Source organism: Microbulbifer regidiadema (SeqCode) (assembly GCF_052467605.1).
Genome location: NZ_CP174316.1, coordinates 3,965,653 through 3,984,893, shown reverse-complemented (window position 1 = coordinate 3,984,893; position 19,241 = coordinate 3,965,653). Strand labels below are relative to the sequence as shown.

Sequence of the window (19,241 nt, the reverse complement as noted above, 5' to 3'; positions counted from 1 at the left end):
TATGAAACTTGTCGAGCGGATTTTTGTCAGTATCCTCCTGCTATTTTGTGCCGGATGTGCCTTCAATCCCGCCACAAACAAACCCGATTTGGTTTTAATGTCAGAGGAGAAGGAGATCTCTATTGGCAAGGAGATGCACGAAAAGCTGATCGAAAGCACTCCAGTTTATAGAGACCCGGTTCTCACGGCCTATGTCAATCATGTCGGTCAAAAAGTTGCCGCCGCCAGTGACAGGCCCGATCTTCAGTATCACTTCACCATTATCGATAGCCAGGATATCAACGCTTTCGCCCTCCCCGGCGGCTATATCTATATCAACCGGGGCCTGCTGACCTACCTGCACTCTGAAGCGGAGATGGCCGCCGTACTCGCCCATGAAATTGCTCATATCACCGCCCGCCATGCGGTGAGGCAGAAAACAGCGGCGACCGGGGCCAGCGCGGTATCTGTACTATCAGTGTTAGTGACCGGCAGCGGCGTGGTTGGGGATGTTGCAAACCTATATAGCACCGCCGCAGTCAAGGGCTACGGCCGCGAGATGGAACTGGAAGCTGACCGCTTCGGCGCCCAGTATATGTTCAACGCCGGTTATGACCCACAGGCCATGATCAATGTGATTGGACTGCTTAAAGATCAGGAGACTTTTGCCCGGCGCCAGGCCCGTATTGAGGGCAAGAAATCGCAAACTTATCACGGTGTTTTTGCCTCACACCCCAGAAATGACCTGCGCCTACAGGAAGTGGTGAACGCTGCCGGTCAGCTGCCCGAGGAGAGCAAAGAAATCAAAGTCGAATACTATCGGGAAAAAACCGATGGCCTGGTTTATGGAAAAAACACTCAGCAGTCCAGCAAAAATCGCTACAACCACAAGCGACTGGGCTTCTCTCTTCTATTCCCCGACGGCTGGCTGGTGGAAAACCAGCGCTCGGCCATTGTCGGCTCGGCAGCGGATAAAAGTGCAAAAATTACCATCACGGTTGCCCAGCGCGACGGCAACCAGCCCGCCGATATGGCACTGCGCTCAGAGTTCGACCTACGCAATCTTGAGCAGGGGGAAAAACTCAATCAATATCGGCTTGAGGGCCATACCGGAAAGATTCCAACCCAAGAAAAAGACGCGGCAGATCCAGACAGAATTGCAGTTATCTTCTATGGCAGCCGACAGTTTGTGCTACAGGGAAAAATTACCAGTAATGACGACTCCGAGCAGGAACTTATTGATAAATATGACAATTTATTCTTAACCAGCATCAGGAGCTTTAGGCCCCTGCGACAATCAGACATTGTGGAAGTCGATATCAAAAGGGTGCGCTACGTCCAGGCCAATGAAAAAACCACCTTTGCCTCCTTGGCAAAGCATATGGAAATCGGCGAATATGCAGAGGAGCAATTACGCCTGTTAAATGGTTATTATCCTCGCGGAGAGCCCAAGCCCGGGGAGTGGATAAAGATCGTTCAGTAGTTTTAACCTCTTGTCCTTTTGCTATCACCCTCTGGAATCTCTGGAGGGTTAGTGTCTATCTGCAAATAAAAGATAATAATAAGGAGTAAGCGATGAACGGCATGATGATGCAATCCCAGCTCATCCTCACCGGCATTATGAAACACGCACTGAGCAATTCACCAGATAGTGAGATTGTCTCAGTTACCCAGGATGCCCCCCTGTTCCGCTACAGCTACCGGCAAGCTTTTGCACGGGCTTCACAATTGGCACACGCACTGCAAAAGCTTGGCGCCAACAGCGGGGATCGGATTGCAACTCTCGCCTGGAATGATCACCGGCACTTTGAAATCTACTACGCCACCTCGTGCAGTGGTCTTGTTTGCCACACCATTAACCCGCGACTATTTGCCGAGCAAATCGCTTACATTATTGAGCACGCCGCAGACCGCTGGCTGTTTATTGATCCGCTATTTATCCCCCTGATTGAGTCCCTGGCGGAGAGCCTGGGTTCAGTTGAAGGCATTGTTGTGCTGACCGATAAAGCACATATGCCCGACACCTCGCTCACAAATATTTACTGTTATGAAACCTTGCTTGCTGGAAAACCCACGGAATTTCACTGGCCAGACTTAGAGGAGGAAAGTGCGGCAGCACTCTGTTATACCTCCGGTACAACCGGCAACCCCAAAGGCGTGCTCTATTCCCACCGCGCACTGATGCTGCATACCTACGGCGTGCTGATGCCTGATGCCTTCGCGATCCGCAGAGACGAGGCGATATTGCCTGTTGTTCCCATGTTTCATGTCAACGCCTGGTCGATTCCCTATGCCGCAGCGGCTGTCGGGGCAAAACTTGTGTTGCCCGGTCCGAAAATGGGCTGTGGGGAAACACTGAGCCAATTAATCCAGCAGGAATCTGTCACTATCGCAGCCGGTGTTCCCACCGTTTGGCTCGCCCTGCTCAAGTACCTGCGCGAAACTGGCGAGAGCCTAGCCAGCCTAAACCGGGTAGTGGTTGGGGGCTCGGCCTGCCCCTGGAGCATTATGGAGGAGTTCGAGCAAAAGCACGGGGTCTACACCCATCACGCCTGGGGTATGACTGAGATGAGCCCACTGGGAAGCTACAATGCCCGCATTCCGGACAAGCTCCCCAGAGAGGAAGCGCAAGCCCTCAGGCTCAAACAGGGCCGGGCGGGATTTGGGGTTGAGATGCGAATTGTCGATCCCGAGGGCAATACACTGGCACAGGACGGCCTGGCCTTTGGTGCCCTGCAAGTGCGCGGCCCCTGGGTGTGCGAACGCTACTACCGCGCCACTGAGTCAGCACTTACCGAGGATGGCTGGTTTGATACTGGCGACGTTGCCACTATTGATGCCGACGGTTACCTGACAATCACCGACCGTACCAAGGATGTGATCAAGTCCGGCGGCGAGTGGATTTCCTCCATTGAGCTGGAAAACTTTGCCATGGCGCAGGCCGGCGTCGCAGAGGCCGCCGTGATTGGTGTAGCCCACGAAAAGTGGAGCGAGCGCCCGCTCCTTATTGTTGTTCCCGCCGAGGGCAAGGTGGTAAACCCCGGGAAGCTACTGGCAGCCTTTAGAGGTCATTTTGCCAACTGGTGGATTCCCGATGATTGCGTTATTGCCAAAACCATTCCCCATACAGCCACCGGCAAAGTCAGCAAAAAAGATCTTAGAGAAAGCTACGCTGACTATTTATGGCCCCACGAGGCGTTAGTCTAGAAATTACTATTCCACCCTTGCGCAGGGATGCAGTCGACAAGCCATTTCCTGCGCAATATTCAAATTTTATATACAAATTATTGGGCCAGTCGATATGGTTTAGTTATGCTCGGCCCTAAAAATTTATTCGGCGCCCGGAAAAATATTAAGCGTTCACAGGGGGCAACATTGCCCGACTCGCTGATATATCCCTGTCATATTTATCTGCTAGAAAGTGCCCCACACTTACTCAAGGGTCATTTTCATATGTTTAAAAAATTTCTCTCACTCGTGTTGATCGGCCTATCTGTAGCCGCAACACTAACTTGCGCAGACAATATTGATAATAAAAATAAACAGACTCTTGTGGTAGCTCATCGAGGCGCCTCCGCCTATTTACCCGAGCACACCCTGGAATCCAAGGCTTTGGCTTACGGTATGCGCCCAGACTATATCGAGCAAGACCTGGTGCTCAGCAAGGATGACCACCTGATCGTAATGCACGATATTTACCTCGATAGCGTGACTAACGTCGCTGAGGTTTTTCCACTGCGCGCCCGTGATGACGGCCACTTCTATACCATTGATTTTACCCTCGCCGAGCTGAAGCAGCTTCAGGTGTCGGAGCCCTTTATCAGTGGAGAGGATGGCTTAGAGGCAAAATATCCGGAAAGATTTCCAATATGGCAGTCGAACTTCAAGCTTGCCACTTTCGAGGAGGAGCTGGAACTGATTCAAGGGCTTAACCGCTCACTGGGGTACAATATTGGTATCTACCCAGAAATTAAAAAACCCTATTTCCACCACTGGGAAGGCAAAGATATTGCCTTAATCGCACTGCAAACATTGAAAAAATACGGCTATACCGCTCGTGAGCAGAAAGTTTTTTTCCAGTGTTTTGATGCGGAAGAATTGCAGCGCGTCAAGTTTGAATTAATGCCCGCCATGGGGATGGATTTATCCTTAGTTCAATTAGTCGCCGCTACCGACTGGGGGGAAAAGCTAATTGAAGTTGATGGCGAGATTGAGAAGTACAATTACGACTGGATGCTGGAACGGGGCGGTCTGCGCAAAATCGCCACCTATGCCGACGGTATTGGCCCCTGGTATCCGATGCTGATGGAAGTTACAGACGGCGAGCCCAGCGCCAATAATGTCGTGCGCCGCGCACACCGCCGACAACTGCAAGTCCACGCCTATACCTTCCGCGCAGATACGGGGGCAGTGCCCGAAGAGTTTGACACCTTCGAGCACTTCCTGCATTTCGCCGTCTACCAGCTAGAGCTTGACGGCCTCTTTACCGATCACCCGGACAGAGCTATCAACTACCTCAGTGGTGCCCACAGCCCCCGCTGATAAACCGCAGGCGAGAAAAAAGGCCGCAAATCGCGGCCTTTTTTCTCAGTCAAACTTGGAGAAATCTGCGGGTCGCTTCTCCATAAAAGCGGTAGCCGCTTCTTTAAATTCATCCGAGGCCAGACGCTCTTTAAAGTAGCGCCCTTCATCCCGAATAAATTCCAAGCCCTTCTCCTCGGTTGCCCGGCGCAGCAGCTGTTTGCTCAGGCGCACTGCCGCCGGCGCTTTTTTCGCGAGTTCCGCTGCCGCTTCACGGGCGCGGGCGATCGCCTGTTCTGGCGCCACCGCCGCGTTACAGATTCCTAGCTCAACCGCTTCCTTCGCGCTAAAACGCTTGCTCAAAAGCAACAGCTCAGAAGCTTTGGCATGGCCGGCAATCCGCGGCAGTAAGTAGCTGGAACCATACTCAGGACACAGGCCCAGATCCACAAACGGCATCTGGAACATGGCGTCCTCTCCGGCAAAAGACAGATCACAGTGCAACAACATAGTGGTGCCAATACCGACTGCCGGACCATTCACTGCCGCAACTACCGGCTTGGGGAAATGGTAGAGGGCACTCATAAACTGGAATACCGGAGACTCTTCCCCGTCAGTAGAGCCGCCGAGGAAATCGGTCAGATCATTACCACTGGTGAATATACCCTCTGCACCCGTAATAATTGCCACGCGGACATCTGGGTTTGTCGACGCATGATTCAGCAAGCCCGCCATCGCAGTATACATGGCCATAGTCAGGGCATTTTTACGTCCGGGTCGATTAATCGTAATCTCGAGGATGCGGTCCTTAAGCTCGGCCTGAATTTCAGCGCATTCGCTTTGCATAGTGTTCTCCGGGGTAAGACGTAGATCGGGCGGCTCACAGCGGCCTCGCTATAAGGCTTCAGCGGAAACAATTTTCCTGCGCTGCAAGCCGCCTGTTTAGGCGATTCATATTAACCGCTGTTCCCAGAGGTGCGAGTTCCTAATCAACCACTTTCGTTGACGGGATTAACCCGGCCACCAGCGACCGGGCTCTAGTCATGGACTGCGCGGCGAATCAAGCGCTTTTGGCTGAATCCCGGCGCAGGGGCTGGCACATGCAGTGAACACCACCGCCACCGGGAGTAATCATGGAAATATCCGGGTCGATCACTTCCAGACCATGGGCGCGGCACTTCTCCGCTAAACCGCGATTGGCCTTCGGCAACATCACCCGATCATTCCCCAGGGCAACAACATTGACGCCAAGCTCCAGTACCTGCGGGAAGGGAATATCGATGATTTCTATATTGCGGTTCTTAAACCACTGCACCAGCTCCGGCTCAACTGCATCGACGCAAATGGCCGCCAATTTTTCTGCGAGCATCGCTACCATTACATCGATATGCAGGAAGAATGGGTCGAACTGGTAACCTTTAACCTCCCAGCCCTCCTTTTCCACCCAGCTTTTCATCTGCGCAAATCCCTGTGGGCTGGTGCGCTCGCCGGAGTAGCCACACAGGATAACGCCGGGCTCTAACACCATAAAATCGCCGCCCTCCAGGGAGCCCGCCGTAATAATGTCGTAAATCGGAATATCCAGCTCTGCGTACTTCTTCACAATGGGCGCCCACTCACCGCGACGCCATGGGCTGAACATCTGTGTCACAATTGGCCCCCACGGAGTCATCACCGAGGAATCACGCCCATAAATTTGGTAGGGCAAGGTGCTATCCGCTGGAATCAGATGTGTCTTCACCCCAGCGTGGCGGTAGGCATCGAGCATTTCTCCATGCTGCGCCGCTGCCACCTTGTGATCAAACTGCATACCGAGGCGCTCAGCGCGCCGGGCACTGGCGTTACCGGTGCGCCAGCTAAAGTTATCCACAGGACCGATCAATACATCCCGCAGCACGCCGTATTCAGAGTCCATGCCCCAATCAGCCAGGGCTGCGGTGCCGCCGTTATCCTGGCGGTGCTTCAAAGTAAAATTACCCATTCGCTTATATTCCAACTTATTATCAATTATGCCAAAGCCAGGGGGGACGACTGCATCAAAGCAGGTGTCCTACCGGCACTGCTACTTACACCAATTCTGCACTGCTCAACATTGCGTGAAGCAACACATTGCAGCCCGCCTCCAGGTGACCCGGCGCGGCCGACTCCGCTTCATTGTGTGACAGGCCCCCTTCACAGGGCACAAAGATCATAGAGACAGGCGCAACCCGGGATACGTAGACAGAGTCGTGCCCGGCACCGGAGACCATCTTGCGATTGCTGTATCCCAGATGTTGCACAGCACTGTTCACCGCCTCGATACAATCCCGGTCAAAAGCCACGGGAGGGGAGTACCACTCTTCGCGAATATCAATGCGGGTGCCGGTCTCCTCCTGCACCGTTTCAGCCGCGCGATACAGGGCCTCGTGCAGATAATTTAACCCCTCGTCCAGGGGGTGGCGGAGGTCCAGTGCCAGTACCACCTCTTCGGGTACCGTGTTGCGACTGCCCGGCGCCGCCCTCAGATCGCCACAGGTGATGCGCGCATCTTCTGAATACTCCCGCACTTGGCGGTACAGGCGTTCGCACAGTATGGACAGCGCCTGGACCGGATCGCGGCGATCCTCCATCGGGGTTGGGCCCGCGTGGCAGGGCACTCCGTAAAAAGTCACGTCATACCAGCGAATCCCCTGTACCCCGGTGACAATACCGATCACCTGGTCCTGCTTCTCGAGAATCGGCCCCTGTTCGATATGCGCCTCGAAGGAGGCTTTGATTGGGCTCGGCTGAGCGGGCTCGGTGCCGAGATACCCTATCTGCTTTAATGCGTCACCGATGGTGATACCGGATTTATCCGCGCGGTTATGTCCATACTCCAAGCTGAATTCACCGGCCCAAACACCAGAACCTATCATCGCCGGAGAGAAACGCGCGCCCTCCTCATTGGTCCACACAACCACCTCTAGCGGAGCCTGGGTTCTGATACCCCGCTCCTCCAGAGTGCGCAGCACTTCCAGACCGGCAAGTACGCCATAGACACCGTCAAATTTGCCACCGGTGGGCTGAGTATCCAGATGAGAGCCCGTCACTACCGCAGGCAAGCTATTATCTGCGCCAGCCCGGCGGGCAAAAATATTTCCCATCCGGTCCACCCTAATCTCACAGCCAATATCCCGACACCAGCGCACGAACAGGTCGCGCCCTTCGCGGTCTTCATCCGTCAGGGCCTGGCGGTTGCAGCCGCCCGCCGGGGTCGCACCTATCTCGGCCATTGCCATCAGGCTATTCCAAAGGCGAGAGCCATTGACACGTAGGTTTTGTGCAGGGTTTTCCATTCGCAGAGCTCCGGAGCTTTATAATATGCCCAATATTAATCACTTTGCCGTAACTTTTATTTTGATCAGCACCGGCTAAAGAGAGCATTATTTTGTAACTGGTTAAAACACACTCAGGAAGCAGCTGACTATGACAATAACTTATAGCTCTTACCTTAAAGTAGACGAGCTTTTACAGTGCCAGAAACCTCTTTCCGATGGTCCCGAGCACGACGAGCTACTATTTATCACCATTCACCAAAGCTACGAACTCTGGTTCAAGCAAATGCTGCACGAACTGGATTTCCTGGTGTGCCTGTTCAATGCGGGAGATCGCAATCGCGCCCTGCACACCCTCAAGCGCGTCGATGCGATTTACCGCACGCTGATACAGCAGGTCGATATCCTGGAAACCCTCACCCCACTCGAATTTATGTCTTTCCGCGATCGACTCTCCACAGCCAGTGGTTTTCAGTCGTACCAATTTCGCGAGCTGGAATTTCTCTACGGCGCCAAGGACCCGACAAAGCTGGAAAACTACCCCCCCGGCTCAGAGCACCGCCAGCGTTTGCAAAAACGCCTCGAGGCGCCGACGCTTTGGGACGCTTTCCTAAAATTTTTGCTGCACGATGGGCACAAGGTACCGGATACCGAACTCAACAGGGACTTTAGCCTGGTAGCCGAACCCTCTGCGGCCGTTCAAAAGATATTGGTCGAGATCTATCGGAGTGATCCACTGGTAAGTGAAATCTGCGAGGCGCTAGTGGATATCGACACCTCGTTGCAGCAGTGGCGTTATCGGCATGTCAAAATGGTGGAGCGGACTATCGGCAGCAAAATGGGTACCGGTGGCTCAAGCGGGGTGGGCTATTTACTGGGAACCCTGTTCAGGCCGGTATTCCCGGACCTCTGGGCAATCCGCTCAGAATTCTGATATCAGTTCCCATCAGTAGGGTCATTTAAGCTAGTAGGGTCATTTAAGCCCCCAATTTTATGACCCATTCAAAAGTATAATTCACAAACGAAAAAAGCCAGCGATACGCTGGCTTTTTAAGCGGGGACAAGTCGCCGGGAAACTTAGTCCTCGTAGGGTATCAGGGAAACCTGAATGCCCAGACTTACTTCCTTCGCCGCGTCCGCAATCTGTACGTAAGTATCCGCACTGGACTTGTTGTGAGCACGCACGATCACCATTGCCTGCGGGTTCTCCGCATACATCTGTGCGATACGAGCGCGCACTGCACGGCTGTCAATGCGGCTGCCATCTGCCATGGTGATTTCATCATTTGCGCTGACCATCAGCAGAATATTCTGCTTGTCGGGATCTGGCTCAGACTGATCAGCCAGATTCGGATCAGGCACATTCACATCCAGCGCCTTCTCTTTAACAAATGAAGCAGTCACGATAAAGAAGATCAGCATGATAAACACAACGTCCAACATGGGCGTCAGGTCGATATCCGCTTTTTCCTCTTCTACGGCCTTTCCGCGTCGTCTACTCATAAAACACCGTGCAATTTTCAAATATCAGGGGTGCCGGATTGACCGGTCTAATCTGGAGGGAAGATTGCCGCGATTTCGCAAGCATTGCAAGTGCGAGCGACAAGCCTGATAAATAAACCTTAAAAATCAATGAGTTACAGAATAGAATCGACAAGAAAGATCAAATTTTAAGCAGAAATTCCGACTAACGCCCCGCTAGATAGCTCTGGTAGTCAGGCACTTCGTGTTCAAAAGCCTGGTCCATTAATGGTGACTGTACCACCATATCAGCACTGCTCTGGTTGCAGGCCACAGGGATATTCCAGGCTGCGGCAATACGCAGCAGTGCCTTGACGTCCGGGTCATGGGGCATGGGTTCAAAGGGGTCCCAGAAGAATACCAGCAGGTCCACCTGTCCCTCGCTGATCCTCGCCCCCAGCTGCTGGTCACCACCCAGTGGACCACTTAAGAGCTTCTCAACACTTAACCCCGTCGCCGCCTCTATTTTCCCACCGGTTGTCCCGGTGGCTAACAACTGGTGCTTTTTGAGCAAATCGCGGTGTCGAAGGCACCACTGAATCATGGCATCTTTGCGGTTGTCATGGGCTACCAGAGCCACTCGTTTGGTCGCCGGCAGTGCTTTAGCAATAAATTCCATGTGAACCTCAAGGTAAAGAATCACCGTTATAGTATCCGAAATACTACCCGAATATAGCGGCGCCTCTGAATAATTCCGCGATGTCTACCCCGCGCCTAAAGGCTGCCAATATTAAATGTGACTCACTGCGCATTTGGCAGGGGCGGCAAGACGGGTCTAGGAACCCTTGCCGGCACCTCACACTCTGTATCGCCGCTTGTCTCAGTGGCGAGGCTATCCGCCACACGCACGCCCCAAAAAAGCCAGAGGTATCACCGAGTGAGTCAGAAGCTCCCCAGAATGTTTTTCTCCTCGCTATAATGCGGCAAGAAATCGGACCATGATAAGGAGTCAGTATGAGCGTAGGAGCCTGGGAGCCACAGGTAAGTAGTCCAAACAGTGAAACGAAAGAGGAATTTAACCGGGAGCAGTTGCTCAAACTTATCGAAATTGCTGAATCCAATAATTCTTTTACCGAATCAGTGGAAAGTATTGAAAATATATCCTCCAAACTGATTCGTCTCCCCACCCAGCACTGGCTTGAGGAGAGCGAGAATTGGAGCAGCGCCCAGCTGTGGCAACTGATCCGCTTCTTTACCCTGGCAGAAATGCAGCTGCCGGGCTGGGACGCCGGCGCTGAGTCCGCAGTGATTCCGCTGGCCAAGGTGCTCAAACAGCGCGCTACGCCATTAACAAAAGAACAGCTGCTGTGGATTCGCCAGAACTCCAATAATCGCTATTTACCCTACGGGCCACTATAAAACTAAAGTACCGGTGTCCATATCCCCCAGTGACAGGTATGTCCTGTTACTGGGTTTAATAAATCTTACCGCTCTAACTTCTGCAAAGCTGACAAGCCTTAACCTTAATTGCCAATTCCTCCAAAGCAGAGCTGTTGTCCATAAAAATATCATTAAACCTGAAAATTGGCCCATAGTGGTTGGGGCGTCATCCTAATTACTGCGGATAACACCAAAATTCGACCAATAGCACCTTATCTCGCACTCTTATAATTAGCAGAGTTGTCACCTTATAGCAAAACAAAAGACTGGGGACCAAGCGCTCGCTTTCCCGTTAGATTAAAAGCGCCAGCACCAAAACCACAAAACGCATATAGGCCAGCGGAACAAACAGCGCGATATAAGCGGGTTTAGCCCTCTGCAATTTGCCCACAGAAAAGAACAGTTTCTACATCCAGATTGAAATACCCCGGTGGCCAGCGATTCCCGTGAACTAATCATCCCGCCCCCGGCACTCATATACCCTGCACTCCACCCGCTATATAAATGTCAGCGCTATCCGTTTTAATTCCTTATACAGCGCAGGGGTACCACAGTAGTACTCAAGCTAGCCCTGGCAGCTTGCCCCCGTTCAATTCCTCACTATTCGAATATCGCTCTCCCCCAGGCCAGATAACAAACTCAGCCAGGGTGAGTCCCGTCGCCAATTAGTGGGGAGGAAAGCGCGCAGTTAAGTTTTGTTAGCCGGCCTCTCGCTGAATGGAGCGAACAAAACCATCGTTCGCAAACAAGCTTTAGGGGCAAAAGTCAAAACAACTAAACCAACAAACCGATAAAACTTACAGATTTACTCAACTATTTAACCTCACATTTACTGATTTGCAACGGGTAATGTTGGCGATAAAGAAGCTCTAGTGGAGACCCCTTGTAAGTTCCCAAAAAGATCAAAAACACAGTTCAAATGGCCCCCAATGGAAAAATATGTAAAAAAAAGCCATTTTTTTTACATTAAATAGAAAAAAACCATTCAAAAGACTTGCAATTAGGTATACAAATAAGCTGCAATTAGCGCCGCTAGCTTGGGGGGACTCACTATCAATTGTTTTCTGCCGAAAACACGCATCTTGAACGGCGCCTATTTCCGTTAAAGATGGCTGAGAATAATTGATAGGAATGCCCCCACTTACTAAAACAATTCATTTTGCAGGGATATTTAAATGGCTACTAAAAAAGCTACTCAAGTCGCTACCAGCGACGTTGCACAACTGGAAGCGGAGCTGCGCTCCCTTACCGCTAAACTGGAAAGCGCCCGCCTGAAACAGGAAAAGGACGCAACCGCCAGCGCTGAAAAATTGGCAAACAATGCCAAGAAAGCTGCTGCTAAGGCAAAAACCACTCAAGATAAAGTGGCAACTGTTCGAGCGAAGAAAAAGACTGCCGCTCAGCAGCAACAGCTGAAAAAAGCGCGTGAAGCCGCTGCCGCAGCCAAAACTGCTGCAACTGAAGCCAAAACAGCTGCAACCGCAGCCAAAAACGAGCTGGCTGAGATCAAAGCCGCTAACAAACTGGCTTCTCAAGTAGCTAAGATCGTTGCTAAAGAAGAAGCTGCTGTAGCCAAGAAACTGGCCGCCAGCGAGAAGAAAAAAGCTGCTGCCGAAGCTAAGAAAGCCGCTGCCAGCAAGAAGAAAGCTACCACCGCAAAGAAAAAGCCTGGTCGCCCCGCTAAGACTGAAGAAGCCAAGAAGAAGCCCGGTCGTCCCGCTAAGACCGAAGAAGCCAAGAAAAAGCCTGGCCGCCCCAAAAAAGAAGCTACTGAAACCACTGAAGCCAAAAAGAAGCCCGGCCGCCCAGCAAAAGCGGAAACCGCTAAGAAAAAGCCCGGTCGTCCTAAAAAAGCAGAGACCGCAGCCGCCGCAGCAACTGAAGCTGCTCCTGTAAAACGCGGTCGCGGCCGCCCACCAAAGGCAGAAACCGCACAAAAGAAGCCCGGTCGCCCAGCAAAAGCGGAAGCCGCTAAGAAAAAGCCAGGGCGCCCCAAAAAAGCAGAATCCGCAGCCGCAGCAACAACTGACGCTGCTCCTGTAAAGCGTGGTCGCGGTCGTCCGCCCAAGGCTAAATAAGCCAGCGCTTACTCGAGGCTGATTTATTCAGCCCGTTTAAACCCTGGCCAAGCCAGGGTTTAAACCCGCCGGGAGCTATCTGCGCCCAGCTGAACGCCCCTCACCTTGTGATCTTCCCCCAACGCTATAACACAGTCCGCCCAATTCGGCATATCTTCCAATAAGTTCCGCGTCAGCCTTTCGTAATGCTGTACAAACTGTGCAATTTGCCGACCCGTCATCCCCCTGCCCGATCGGGCCCTGAGCTTGTGCTCCTGTAACTGACGCCAGCGAACAATACACGCCATACTGGGTGCTTTGAGCATAATCCATATATCAATCAGCGAAAAAAGATCCCGATAAGGGCCCTCCAGCTGTTGATTTACATAATTCCGCCATTTGCCACAAGCATCCCTCTTGTCTTCCAGCTCATTGAGCGGCCCTTTGGGTTCAAGGGAGGGTCTGGCACCGAGGCACCAGCCCTCGAATAAAACAATATCCACCTGTCCACTGACAACGGGCCACAAATGCGCGGGTATACGATCATCGCTGCCCTTATCAAATCGGGGCAAGGAAACCGTCGAGTCTTTATCGGCGGAGCACAGGGCCTTCAGGGTATTAATCCCCAGGGCGGTATCGTGGGTACCCGGCACCCCCCGGGTTTTGAGCAAAGGGTGCACTTTTGTCGCCAGGGCTCGGCGCTGCTGCTGGGTTAAGTAGATATCATCCAAAGACAAAGTACAGCAGCGATAACCGATCTCCCGATAGACACGCTGCCACACATCCGCCAGCGTAGACTTGCCTGTGCCCTGCCCGCCACTTATTCCGATCACCAGCGGCCTATTGTGCTGATGGCGATTAAGCGTCCAGATGGCCAGAGGCAGAAAAACTTGAGTGAGCACCGGCAAGAAATCCTCCGGCAATTGATGCTCGTGTAATAAATCCCGAAAAGGTGCAGCAAGCTGCGCTTGCAGCTGCTCACTGCGCTGTAAAACCTCCGCCGGCCACTTGCCCTTATCCATAATTCCCCGCGATAAAAACGGGGGCCTAAGCCCCCGAAATTTGTACTCACTCATTGAGACTCAGAAAGTCTCTGATCAATTCCCGGCAAGCTCAGCAGCCTGTTGGCGACCTCCCCTCCTATAGCGACCCGGCAACACCAACATAATCGGAGTGACCAGCAAAGTCAGCAAGGTTGAAAAGGTAAGTCCGTAGACAATTGCACTGGCAAGCTTCACCCAAAAAGAGGCAATTACCCCATCGACAACGATATTGCGCCCCACCATATCAACACTGACTCCCAGCGCCAGGGGTAACAACCCGAGGATTGTTGTCGCAGTTGTCAAAAAGACCGGTCGCAACCTCTGTGTCGATGCCTTGACTGCGGCCTCAGCCGATGTGAGACCCGGCTCACTCTTGCGCACGAAATTGTAAGTATCTATCAGCACGATATTGTTATTCACCACAATCCCGGCCAACGCCACAATACCTACTCCGGTCATAATCACACTAAAAGTGCTCTGTGTGATAAGCAGGCCCAGCATCACCCCCAAAGTGGACATAATCACCGAGGAGAGCACTAGCAGGGATTGGTAAAAGCTGTTGAACTGGGTCACCAGCAAAATGAACATTAAAAACAGGGCCAAAATAAAGGCTATACCAAGGAATTGAAAAGACTCACTCTGCTCTTCATCGGCTCCACGGAACAATAGCTCAATCCGCTTATCTACCGGGTTGCTCTGTAGCCATGTCCTTATTTCTTGCACTTTATCATCCGCCAGCACTCCCTCCTGTGCATCAGCCTTAATTTGCATGCGGGTAATGCCATCGATTCGCTCAATTTTATCCACCTTAGGCATGGCTTCTGTCTGCACAAAACTACTAATGGGAACCGTGCCCTGAGTGGTATTCACCTTTAGCTGATCAAGCGCCGCAATCCCCCGGGCACTTTGGGGGTACCTGATACGGATATCGACCTCTTCATCGGTATCATCGGGCCGATACTCTGCGACGCGAACACCGTTGGTAACCAACTGCACCGCCCGCCCCACTTCAGTGAGATCGGCTCCGTAAAGCGCCGCCTTGGCACGGTCGACTTTTACCTCCCACTCAATGCCGGGCAGTGGAGCCGTATTGACAATATCGCGCAAGCCGCCGATCTGCTCCATTGCGCGGTGCAATCGCCAGGTCTCCAGCAGTAGCTGCTCGTAATTCTGGCTGCGCAACTCCAATACAATATCTTTACCGACTGGCGGCCCACCTTCCATAACGTTGGCCGTTACTTTAATACCAGCAAAGTCTGCGGTGCGCGTGCGAATATCGATAAAAATATCTCGACTCCGCCGTTCGCGCTCCTCCGCCGGGTAAAGCTCGACTAGCATATTGGCAATCTGGTCCGGAGAGCGGTCGGAGTTCCCGCTAATTCCCCCGGAGCCAATGGTGGTATGCGCTATCCTAACTTCGGGCACACTCAGTACAGCTCTTTCCACCTGCGCCACCAGAGCTTTTTTCTCCGCCATAGACAGATTGCCCTGGGCCCTAATTTCTACATTGCCGTACTGCTCTTCGGTATCGGTAAAAAACTCGACCCCTGCGCCAAAATTAATAAAACCGATAAAAATCGCAACCAGTATGGCGATAGTGGCAAAGAATCCACTCAGAGGGCGCCGCAAAACCTTCTCAATAAGTCGGGCATAGCCGCCGGTAATTCCGGGTAGGGAGCGAGGCAAGCCGCTCTCCAGCTGGCTCAGATAATTGCGCGTAGAGGCATCCATGGCACTCTTGCCAAACAGTGACCCCAGTACCGGGGCAAAAAACAGCGCGTACAGGAGTGACCCGGCCAATACCGCGAATACGGTAACGGGCAGGTAGCGCATAAAATCTCCGGTAACCCCGGGCCATAACATAATCGGCAAAAATGCGGCAAGGGTGGTCGCGGTTGAGGCAACTACCGGCCAGAACATACGGCTGACCGATGCAATATAAGCCTCCCTGGCAGATAGCCCCTCGGCCATTTTCCGATCCGCAAACTCGGTAATCACAATGGAGCCATCAATTAACATACCGAGGGCCAGCAACATCCCGAACATCACCATAAAGTTAAAGGAATAACCCAGGTGCCAGGTGATGATGGTGCCAAACAGCAAAGAAAAGGGTACTCCCAGCCCCACCAGGATACCCGAGCGGAAACCGAGGGCGGCAACGATAATAATCATTACCAGCAGTATTGCCGTCAGGATATTTCCCTGCATTTCACTGACCATATCCCGGGCAAAACCGGACTGGTCAAAAACAAACTCCAGGGTGACGCCCTGTGGCAGCGCAGCGAGTTCACTCTGCACCACTTCGCGAACCCTATCTGCGACATCGACAGAGCTGGCATCGTTGCGTTTTTCAACGTTAATCGCCAGTCCCGGGCGACCATTGATACTGGTATAGCTCACCGCATCTTTGAAAGTTCTGCGAATATCGGTGACCGCTCCCAGAGTCACAACACCATCGCGGGACTTCTTGAGCGGAATATCGTAGACATCCTGAGCGGTTTCAATCAACCCTGGCACTTTCACTGAAAAGCGGCCTCGGTTGCTCTCCAGCTCTCCTGCGGGAATAAGCAGATTATTGCCCAATACCGCATTGATCAGCTCGGCACTGGTAATTTGATGGTGCTCCAGGCGCACCGGATCAATCACCGCCTCGACTACCTCCTCCCGGTTGCCGTGCAGGTCGGCGCTAAGTACCTCGGGAATCCCCTCTATCTTGCGCTTGAGCAATTCAGCGGTGCGCAATAGAACCCGCTCGTTGACCTGCTCGCCAGATAAAGTCACTACGATAGTGGGAAAAGGTTGCGCCGACGCCTCTTCGACGCTGGGCTCATCGGCATCCCGGGGCAGTTCCGACCTGGCCCGATCGACCGCATTGCGAATATCGTCGACGGCATCATCCACACCAATAGCAGAATCAAATTCAACCACGATATAAACAAGGGATTCCCGGGCCACGGCGATCACTTCGACGACCCCCTCCACCGCGCGAATTTCTTTCTCCAGGGGGCGAACCAACAGGCGCACACCATCCTCGGGAGAAATACCCTCGTGGGTAACCTGCACGATCACAAAGGGGGGATTCACCTCGGGACTCGATTCAATAGTCATCGCTGCGCGGGCAACGATCCCCAGCAAAACAATCAGCAGCATCAGACATATGGTGCTGCGATTTCTTTGAATAGCGCTTTCCAGTAGCCTCATCGCGGTTCCCCCTCGGGGATCACCGCCGCTGCGGGTGCCGGAGCGACTTCCTGCGGCTGATTTTCGCCGGAGAAATTTTCTGTGGGTTGCAAGATTTCTGCGCGGACCACATCCCCAGCAGCGACATATTCCTGCCCCACAGTAATCAGGGTGACGACCTCCGGCAGCCCCGCAACCCAGACACCTTTGTCGCCGTCCCCCACTAAGGAGACATTGATAAATTCCACCCGATTTTCACCGTCGAGCGTCCGCACCCCCAGGGCACCGCTATCATCTAGCGTGAGTAGAGAGGCATTAATAAGATGAGCGGTCACCTCACCGGTAGGCAGGGCCAGCTGGCCGCTCAATCCCCCCGGAAGCTGGTTGCCGGGATTATCCACCGCAACTTCCACCCGGTAGGCTCGGGTAACTTCCTGTGCTTGTTGACTGATATAACGGAGGTACCCCTCTACCGATACCCCGCGCTGTAACTGCGCCCTGGCCGGCCCTCCCGCAATAAGACTGCCCACCTGGGTCTCTGCAACTTCGCCCACAACCAGGATGGGGTCCAGATCGAGAAGAGTCGCACACTCCTCTCCACGGCGAATAAAATCTCCCAACTCCACCGCCCGGCTATTCACCACGCCAGCAAAAGGGGCGCGGATATGCAGCTTGTCCACCGTAACCTTGGCGCGGGTATATTCTGCTTTGCTGCGAGCCAGTTCCACCTGCTGCTGGGCCATTGCGGTATCCGACTGCAAGCCTTTTTTCTTGAGTCGCTCGGCGCCGGCAAAATCCAACTCCGCCTTGCGCTTCGCCGCTGCGGCCAGAGCCAGTTGCTCAATACGGTCCTCCGCTTCAATTTCGCAGATGACCTCACCTTTTTTAACGGTTTGCCCCTCTGCAACCGGAAGCGCTGCAATAGTGCCGTCTAACTCCGCGCGCAAGCGTACACTTCGGTTTGCCTCAGTGCGCCCATTGACCAGTACCTGCGTCGCGTAGGGTTGGGATTTAATAATCTGCGCCTGGATTCGCAGCTCGGGCTCAATGGCCGATGCAACTGTCGATTTATTCTGATCGCCCTGCGCGCCGGAAAACAACTGCCCGCTCAACAGCCAAAAAATAGCAGACACCGAAACAATAATTGCCATTCGGTAATTGCGCCTTGACCAGATAGATGCCAATACATTCATAACTTACTCAACCTGTTGGGCAGTGATGCACTATTGCAAAAAGCGTTTTGCAATCCTACTGGAGGAATCTCCGACAACTATTTACCGCAGGACAATTTTTGCACAGGCACATCCATTTCTAAAAATACTCCACCACGCTCTATTCAAATTTCATCTATAAACACACGATTAGTAGCGAATAAATGAAGTATACGAGTGATCTATAAATTTAGACTGAAACACACAGATAATTCACACACTCACAGGGAACGAGCACTTCAGTACCAAAAAAAGAATAAATAAGAAGGAGGAGAGAGGGCAGCCTGGAGCGAGAAAACCCCTCTCGCCCCTTTACTATTTGCAGGAAATCGTTACGACAACATCGACTCTAGAAATCCCAACATATCGGACTCATCGTCAACCAGTTCTCCAGAACCAAATTCTGCGTTCCAATCGAGAAGTATTTGAGCCAGAGCCTTTGCCTGCTCCGCCAGTGCCAGCAGCTCCTCCCGGCAGTTTTTCGGGCCGGTGTAGAGTTTCAATTTACGGTGGCTATTTGCCAACTGGTGTCCCGGATACTTGGAGCGATAGACTTCGAGCTTCCAGCGCAATGAGTGCACCATATTGCGGTAGAAGACCAGTTTTGCCGGCAGCTGTAACAGCGACAGATCCTCGAGATCACCAAACAGCGTACAATCAACACCCAGCACCTGGGTATCCTGGCTGCTGTACGCGGCAAAAACATCGGCACTGCGCGGCTCCGCCAACAGCATCGACAAATCACCAAATAACTCACCCGGACGTATTACAGCCAGGGGGCGCGCACTCCCCAGCATATCTTCTGAAGCCAAACCGTCCACTTTCACATGTAACTCACCGCGCAGCAGGAAATAGACCCATTGATCCACATCACCTGCACGCAGCAGCTGTTCTCCCGGTTGAAGACTGACCAAGCGGGAGCGCTTGAGTAAAACATCGTACTGCCATTCACTGGAGGCTCGAATATCTCGAAATAGATGGATGACATTGAGAAGGCGATCCACAGCATCTCGTGGATACTCGCTAAGGGGTTTAATTTCCATGCACAATTCAAAT

General features: G+C 52.7%; 15 protein-coding genes. 6 read left to right on the top strand and 9 right to left on the bottom strand.

Annotated elements, in window-relative coordinates; all coding sequences use genetic code 11:
- The first annotated feature begins 1 nt into the window (after nucleotide 1).
- The 3 genes from ACJJIF_RS18000 (at nucleotide 2) to glpQ (ending at nucleotide 4,521) form a co-directional block, all read left to right on the top strand.
- Complete coding sequence (locus tag ACJJIF_RS18000; RefSeq protein WP_444929661.1) at nucleotides 2-1,462, top strand: M48 family metalloprotease; 1,461 nt, start codon at nucleotides 2-4, stop codon at nucleotides 1,460-1,462.
- 92 nt (nucleotides 1,463-1,554) lie between these two features.
- Complete coding sequence (locus ACJJIF_RS17995) at nucleotides 1,555-3,186, top strand: long-chain fatty acid--CoA ligase (protein ID WP_444929660.1); 1,632 nt, start codon at nucleotides 1,555-1,557, stop codon at nucleotides 3,184-3,186.
- Nucleotides 3,187-3,432: 246 nt separating this feature from the next.
- Entirely contained in the window at nucleotides 3,433-4,521 is a 1,089-nt protein-coding gene (gene glpQ / locus ACJJIF_RS17990; protein ID WP_444929659.1) for a glycerophosphodiester phosphodiesterase, read from the top strand.
- A gap of 45 nt (nucleotides 4,522-4,566) precedes the next feature.
- Here glpQ and ACJJIF_RS17985 read toward each other — a convergent pair whose 3' ends face one another.
- The 3 genes from ACJJIF_RS17985 to ACJJIF_RS17975 form a co-directional block, all read right to left on the bottom strand.
- Entirely contained in the window at nucleotides 4,567-5,346 is a 780-nt protein-coding gene (locus tag ACJJIF_RS17985; RefSeq protein ID WP_444929658.1) for an enoyl-CoA hydratase, read from the bottom strand.
- 214 nt (nucleotides 5,347-5,560) lie between these two features.
- Nucleotides 5,561-6,481 carry a dimethylarginine dimethylaminohydrolase family protein gene (locus tag ACJJIF_RS17980; RefSeq protein ID WP_444929657.1) on the bottom strand — a complete coding sequence of 307 codons (921 nt, stop codon included), beginning with the start codon at nucleotides 6,479-6,481 and terminating at the stop codon, nucleotides 5,561-5,563.
- An 85-nt stretch (nucleotides 6,482-6,566) separates the two neighbouring features.
- The gene (locus tag ACJJIF_RS17975) at nucleotides 6,567-7,814 is read right to left on the bottom strand and encodes a Zn-dependent hydrolase (protein ID WP_444929656.1); all 1,248 of its coding nucleotides are present in this window, start codon (nucleotides 7,812-7,814) and stop codon (nucleotides 6,567-6,569) included.
- A gap of 130 nt (nucleotides 7,815-7,944) precedes the next feature.
- On the opposite strand from ACJJIF_RS17975, the gene ACJJIF_RS17970 reads away from it, so the two are divergent.
- Nucleotides 7,945-8,727, top strand: coding sequence for a tryptophan 2,3-dioxygenase (locus tag ACJJIF_RS17970; protein WP_444929655.1), 783 nt, complete (start codon nucleotides 7,945-7,947; stop codon nucleotides 8,725-8,727).
- 143 nt (nucleotides 8,728-8,870) lie between these two features.
- Here ACJJIF_RS17970 and ACJJIF_RS17965 read toward each other — a convergent pair whose 3' ends face one another.
- Together ACJJIF_RS17965 and ACJJIF_RS17960 are read right to left on the bottom strand one after the other, a co-directional pair.
- Nucleotides 8,871-9,296, bottom strand: a complete 426-nt coding sequence (locus tag ACJJIF_RS17965) for an ExbD/TolR family protein (RefSeq protein WP_444929654.1) — start codon at nucleotides 9,294-9,296, stop codon at nucleotides 8,871-8,873.
- A 184-nt stretch (nucleotides 9,297-9,480) separates the two neighbouring features.
- The gene (locus ACJJIF_RS17960; protein ID WP_444929653.1) at nucleotides 9,481-9,933 is read right to left on the bottom strand and encodes a methylglyoxal synthase; all 453 of its coding nucleotides are present in this window, start codon (nucleotides 9,931-9,933) and stop codon (nucleotides 9,481-9,483) included.
- Nucleotides 9,934-10,268: 335 nt separating this feature from the next.
- On the opposite strand from ACJJIF_RS17960, the gene ACJJIF_RS17955 reads away from it, so the two are divergent.
- Nucleotides 10,269-10,673 carry a hypothetical protein gene (locus tag ACJJIF_RS17955; protein ID WP_444929652.1) on the top strand — a complete coding sequence of 135 codons (405 nt, stop codon included), beginning with the start codon at nucleotides 10,269-10,271 and terminating at the stop codon, nucleotides 10,671-10,673.
- A gap of 1,196 nt (nucleotides 10,674-11,869) precedes the next feature.
- A complete protein-coding gene (locus ACJJIF_RS17950; protein ID WP_444929651.1) occupies nucleotides 11,870-12,772 on the top strand; it encodes a hypothetical protein in 903 nt (300 codons plus the stop codon).
- Between the two features lie 59 nt (nucleotides 12,773-12,831).
- Here the strand turns inward: ACJJIF_RS17950 and ACJJIF_RS17945 are convergent, their stop codons facing one another.
- The 4 genes from ACJJIF_RS17945 to ACJJIF_RS17930 form a co-directional block, all read right to left on the bottom strand.
- Entirely contained in the window at nucleotides 12,832-13,827 is a 996-nt protein-coding gene (locus ACJJIF_RS17945) for a phosphoribulokinase (RefSeq protein WP_444929650.1), read from the bottom strand.
- A 21-nt stretch (nucleotides 13,828-13,848) separates the two neighbouring features.
- On the bottom strand, nucleotides 13,849-16,995 hold the full coding sequence (locus ACJJIF_RS17940) for an efflux RND transporter permease subunit (RefSeq protein ID WP_444929649.1): 3,147 nt from the start codon (nucleotides 16,993-16,995) through the stop codon (nucleotides 13,849-13,851).
- Nucleotides 16,992-18,125, bottom strand: a complete 1,134-nt coding sequence (locus ACJJIF_RS17935; RefSeq protein ID WP_444929648.1) for an efflux RND transporter periplasmic adaptor subunit — start codon at nucleotides 18,123-18,125, stop codon at nucleotides 16,992-16,994. Before ACJJIF_RS17935 ends, ACJJIF_RS17940 begins: the two co-directional genes overlap by 4 nt.
- A 392-nt stretch (nucleotides 18,126-18,517) precedes the next feature.
- Nucleotides 18,518-19,228, bottom strand: a complete 711-nt coding sequence (locus tag ACJJIF_RS17930; RefSeq protein WP_444929647.1) for a cyclic nucleotide-binding domain-containing protein — start codon at nucleotides 19,226-19,228, stop codon at nucleotides 18,518-18,520.
- Nucleotides 19,229-19,241 lie beyond the last annotated feature (13 nt).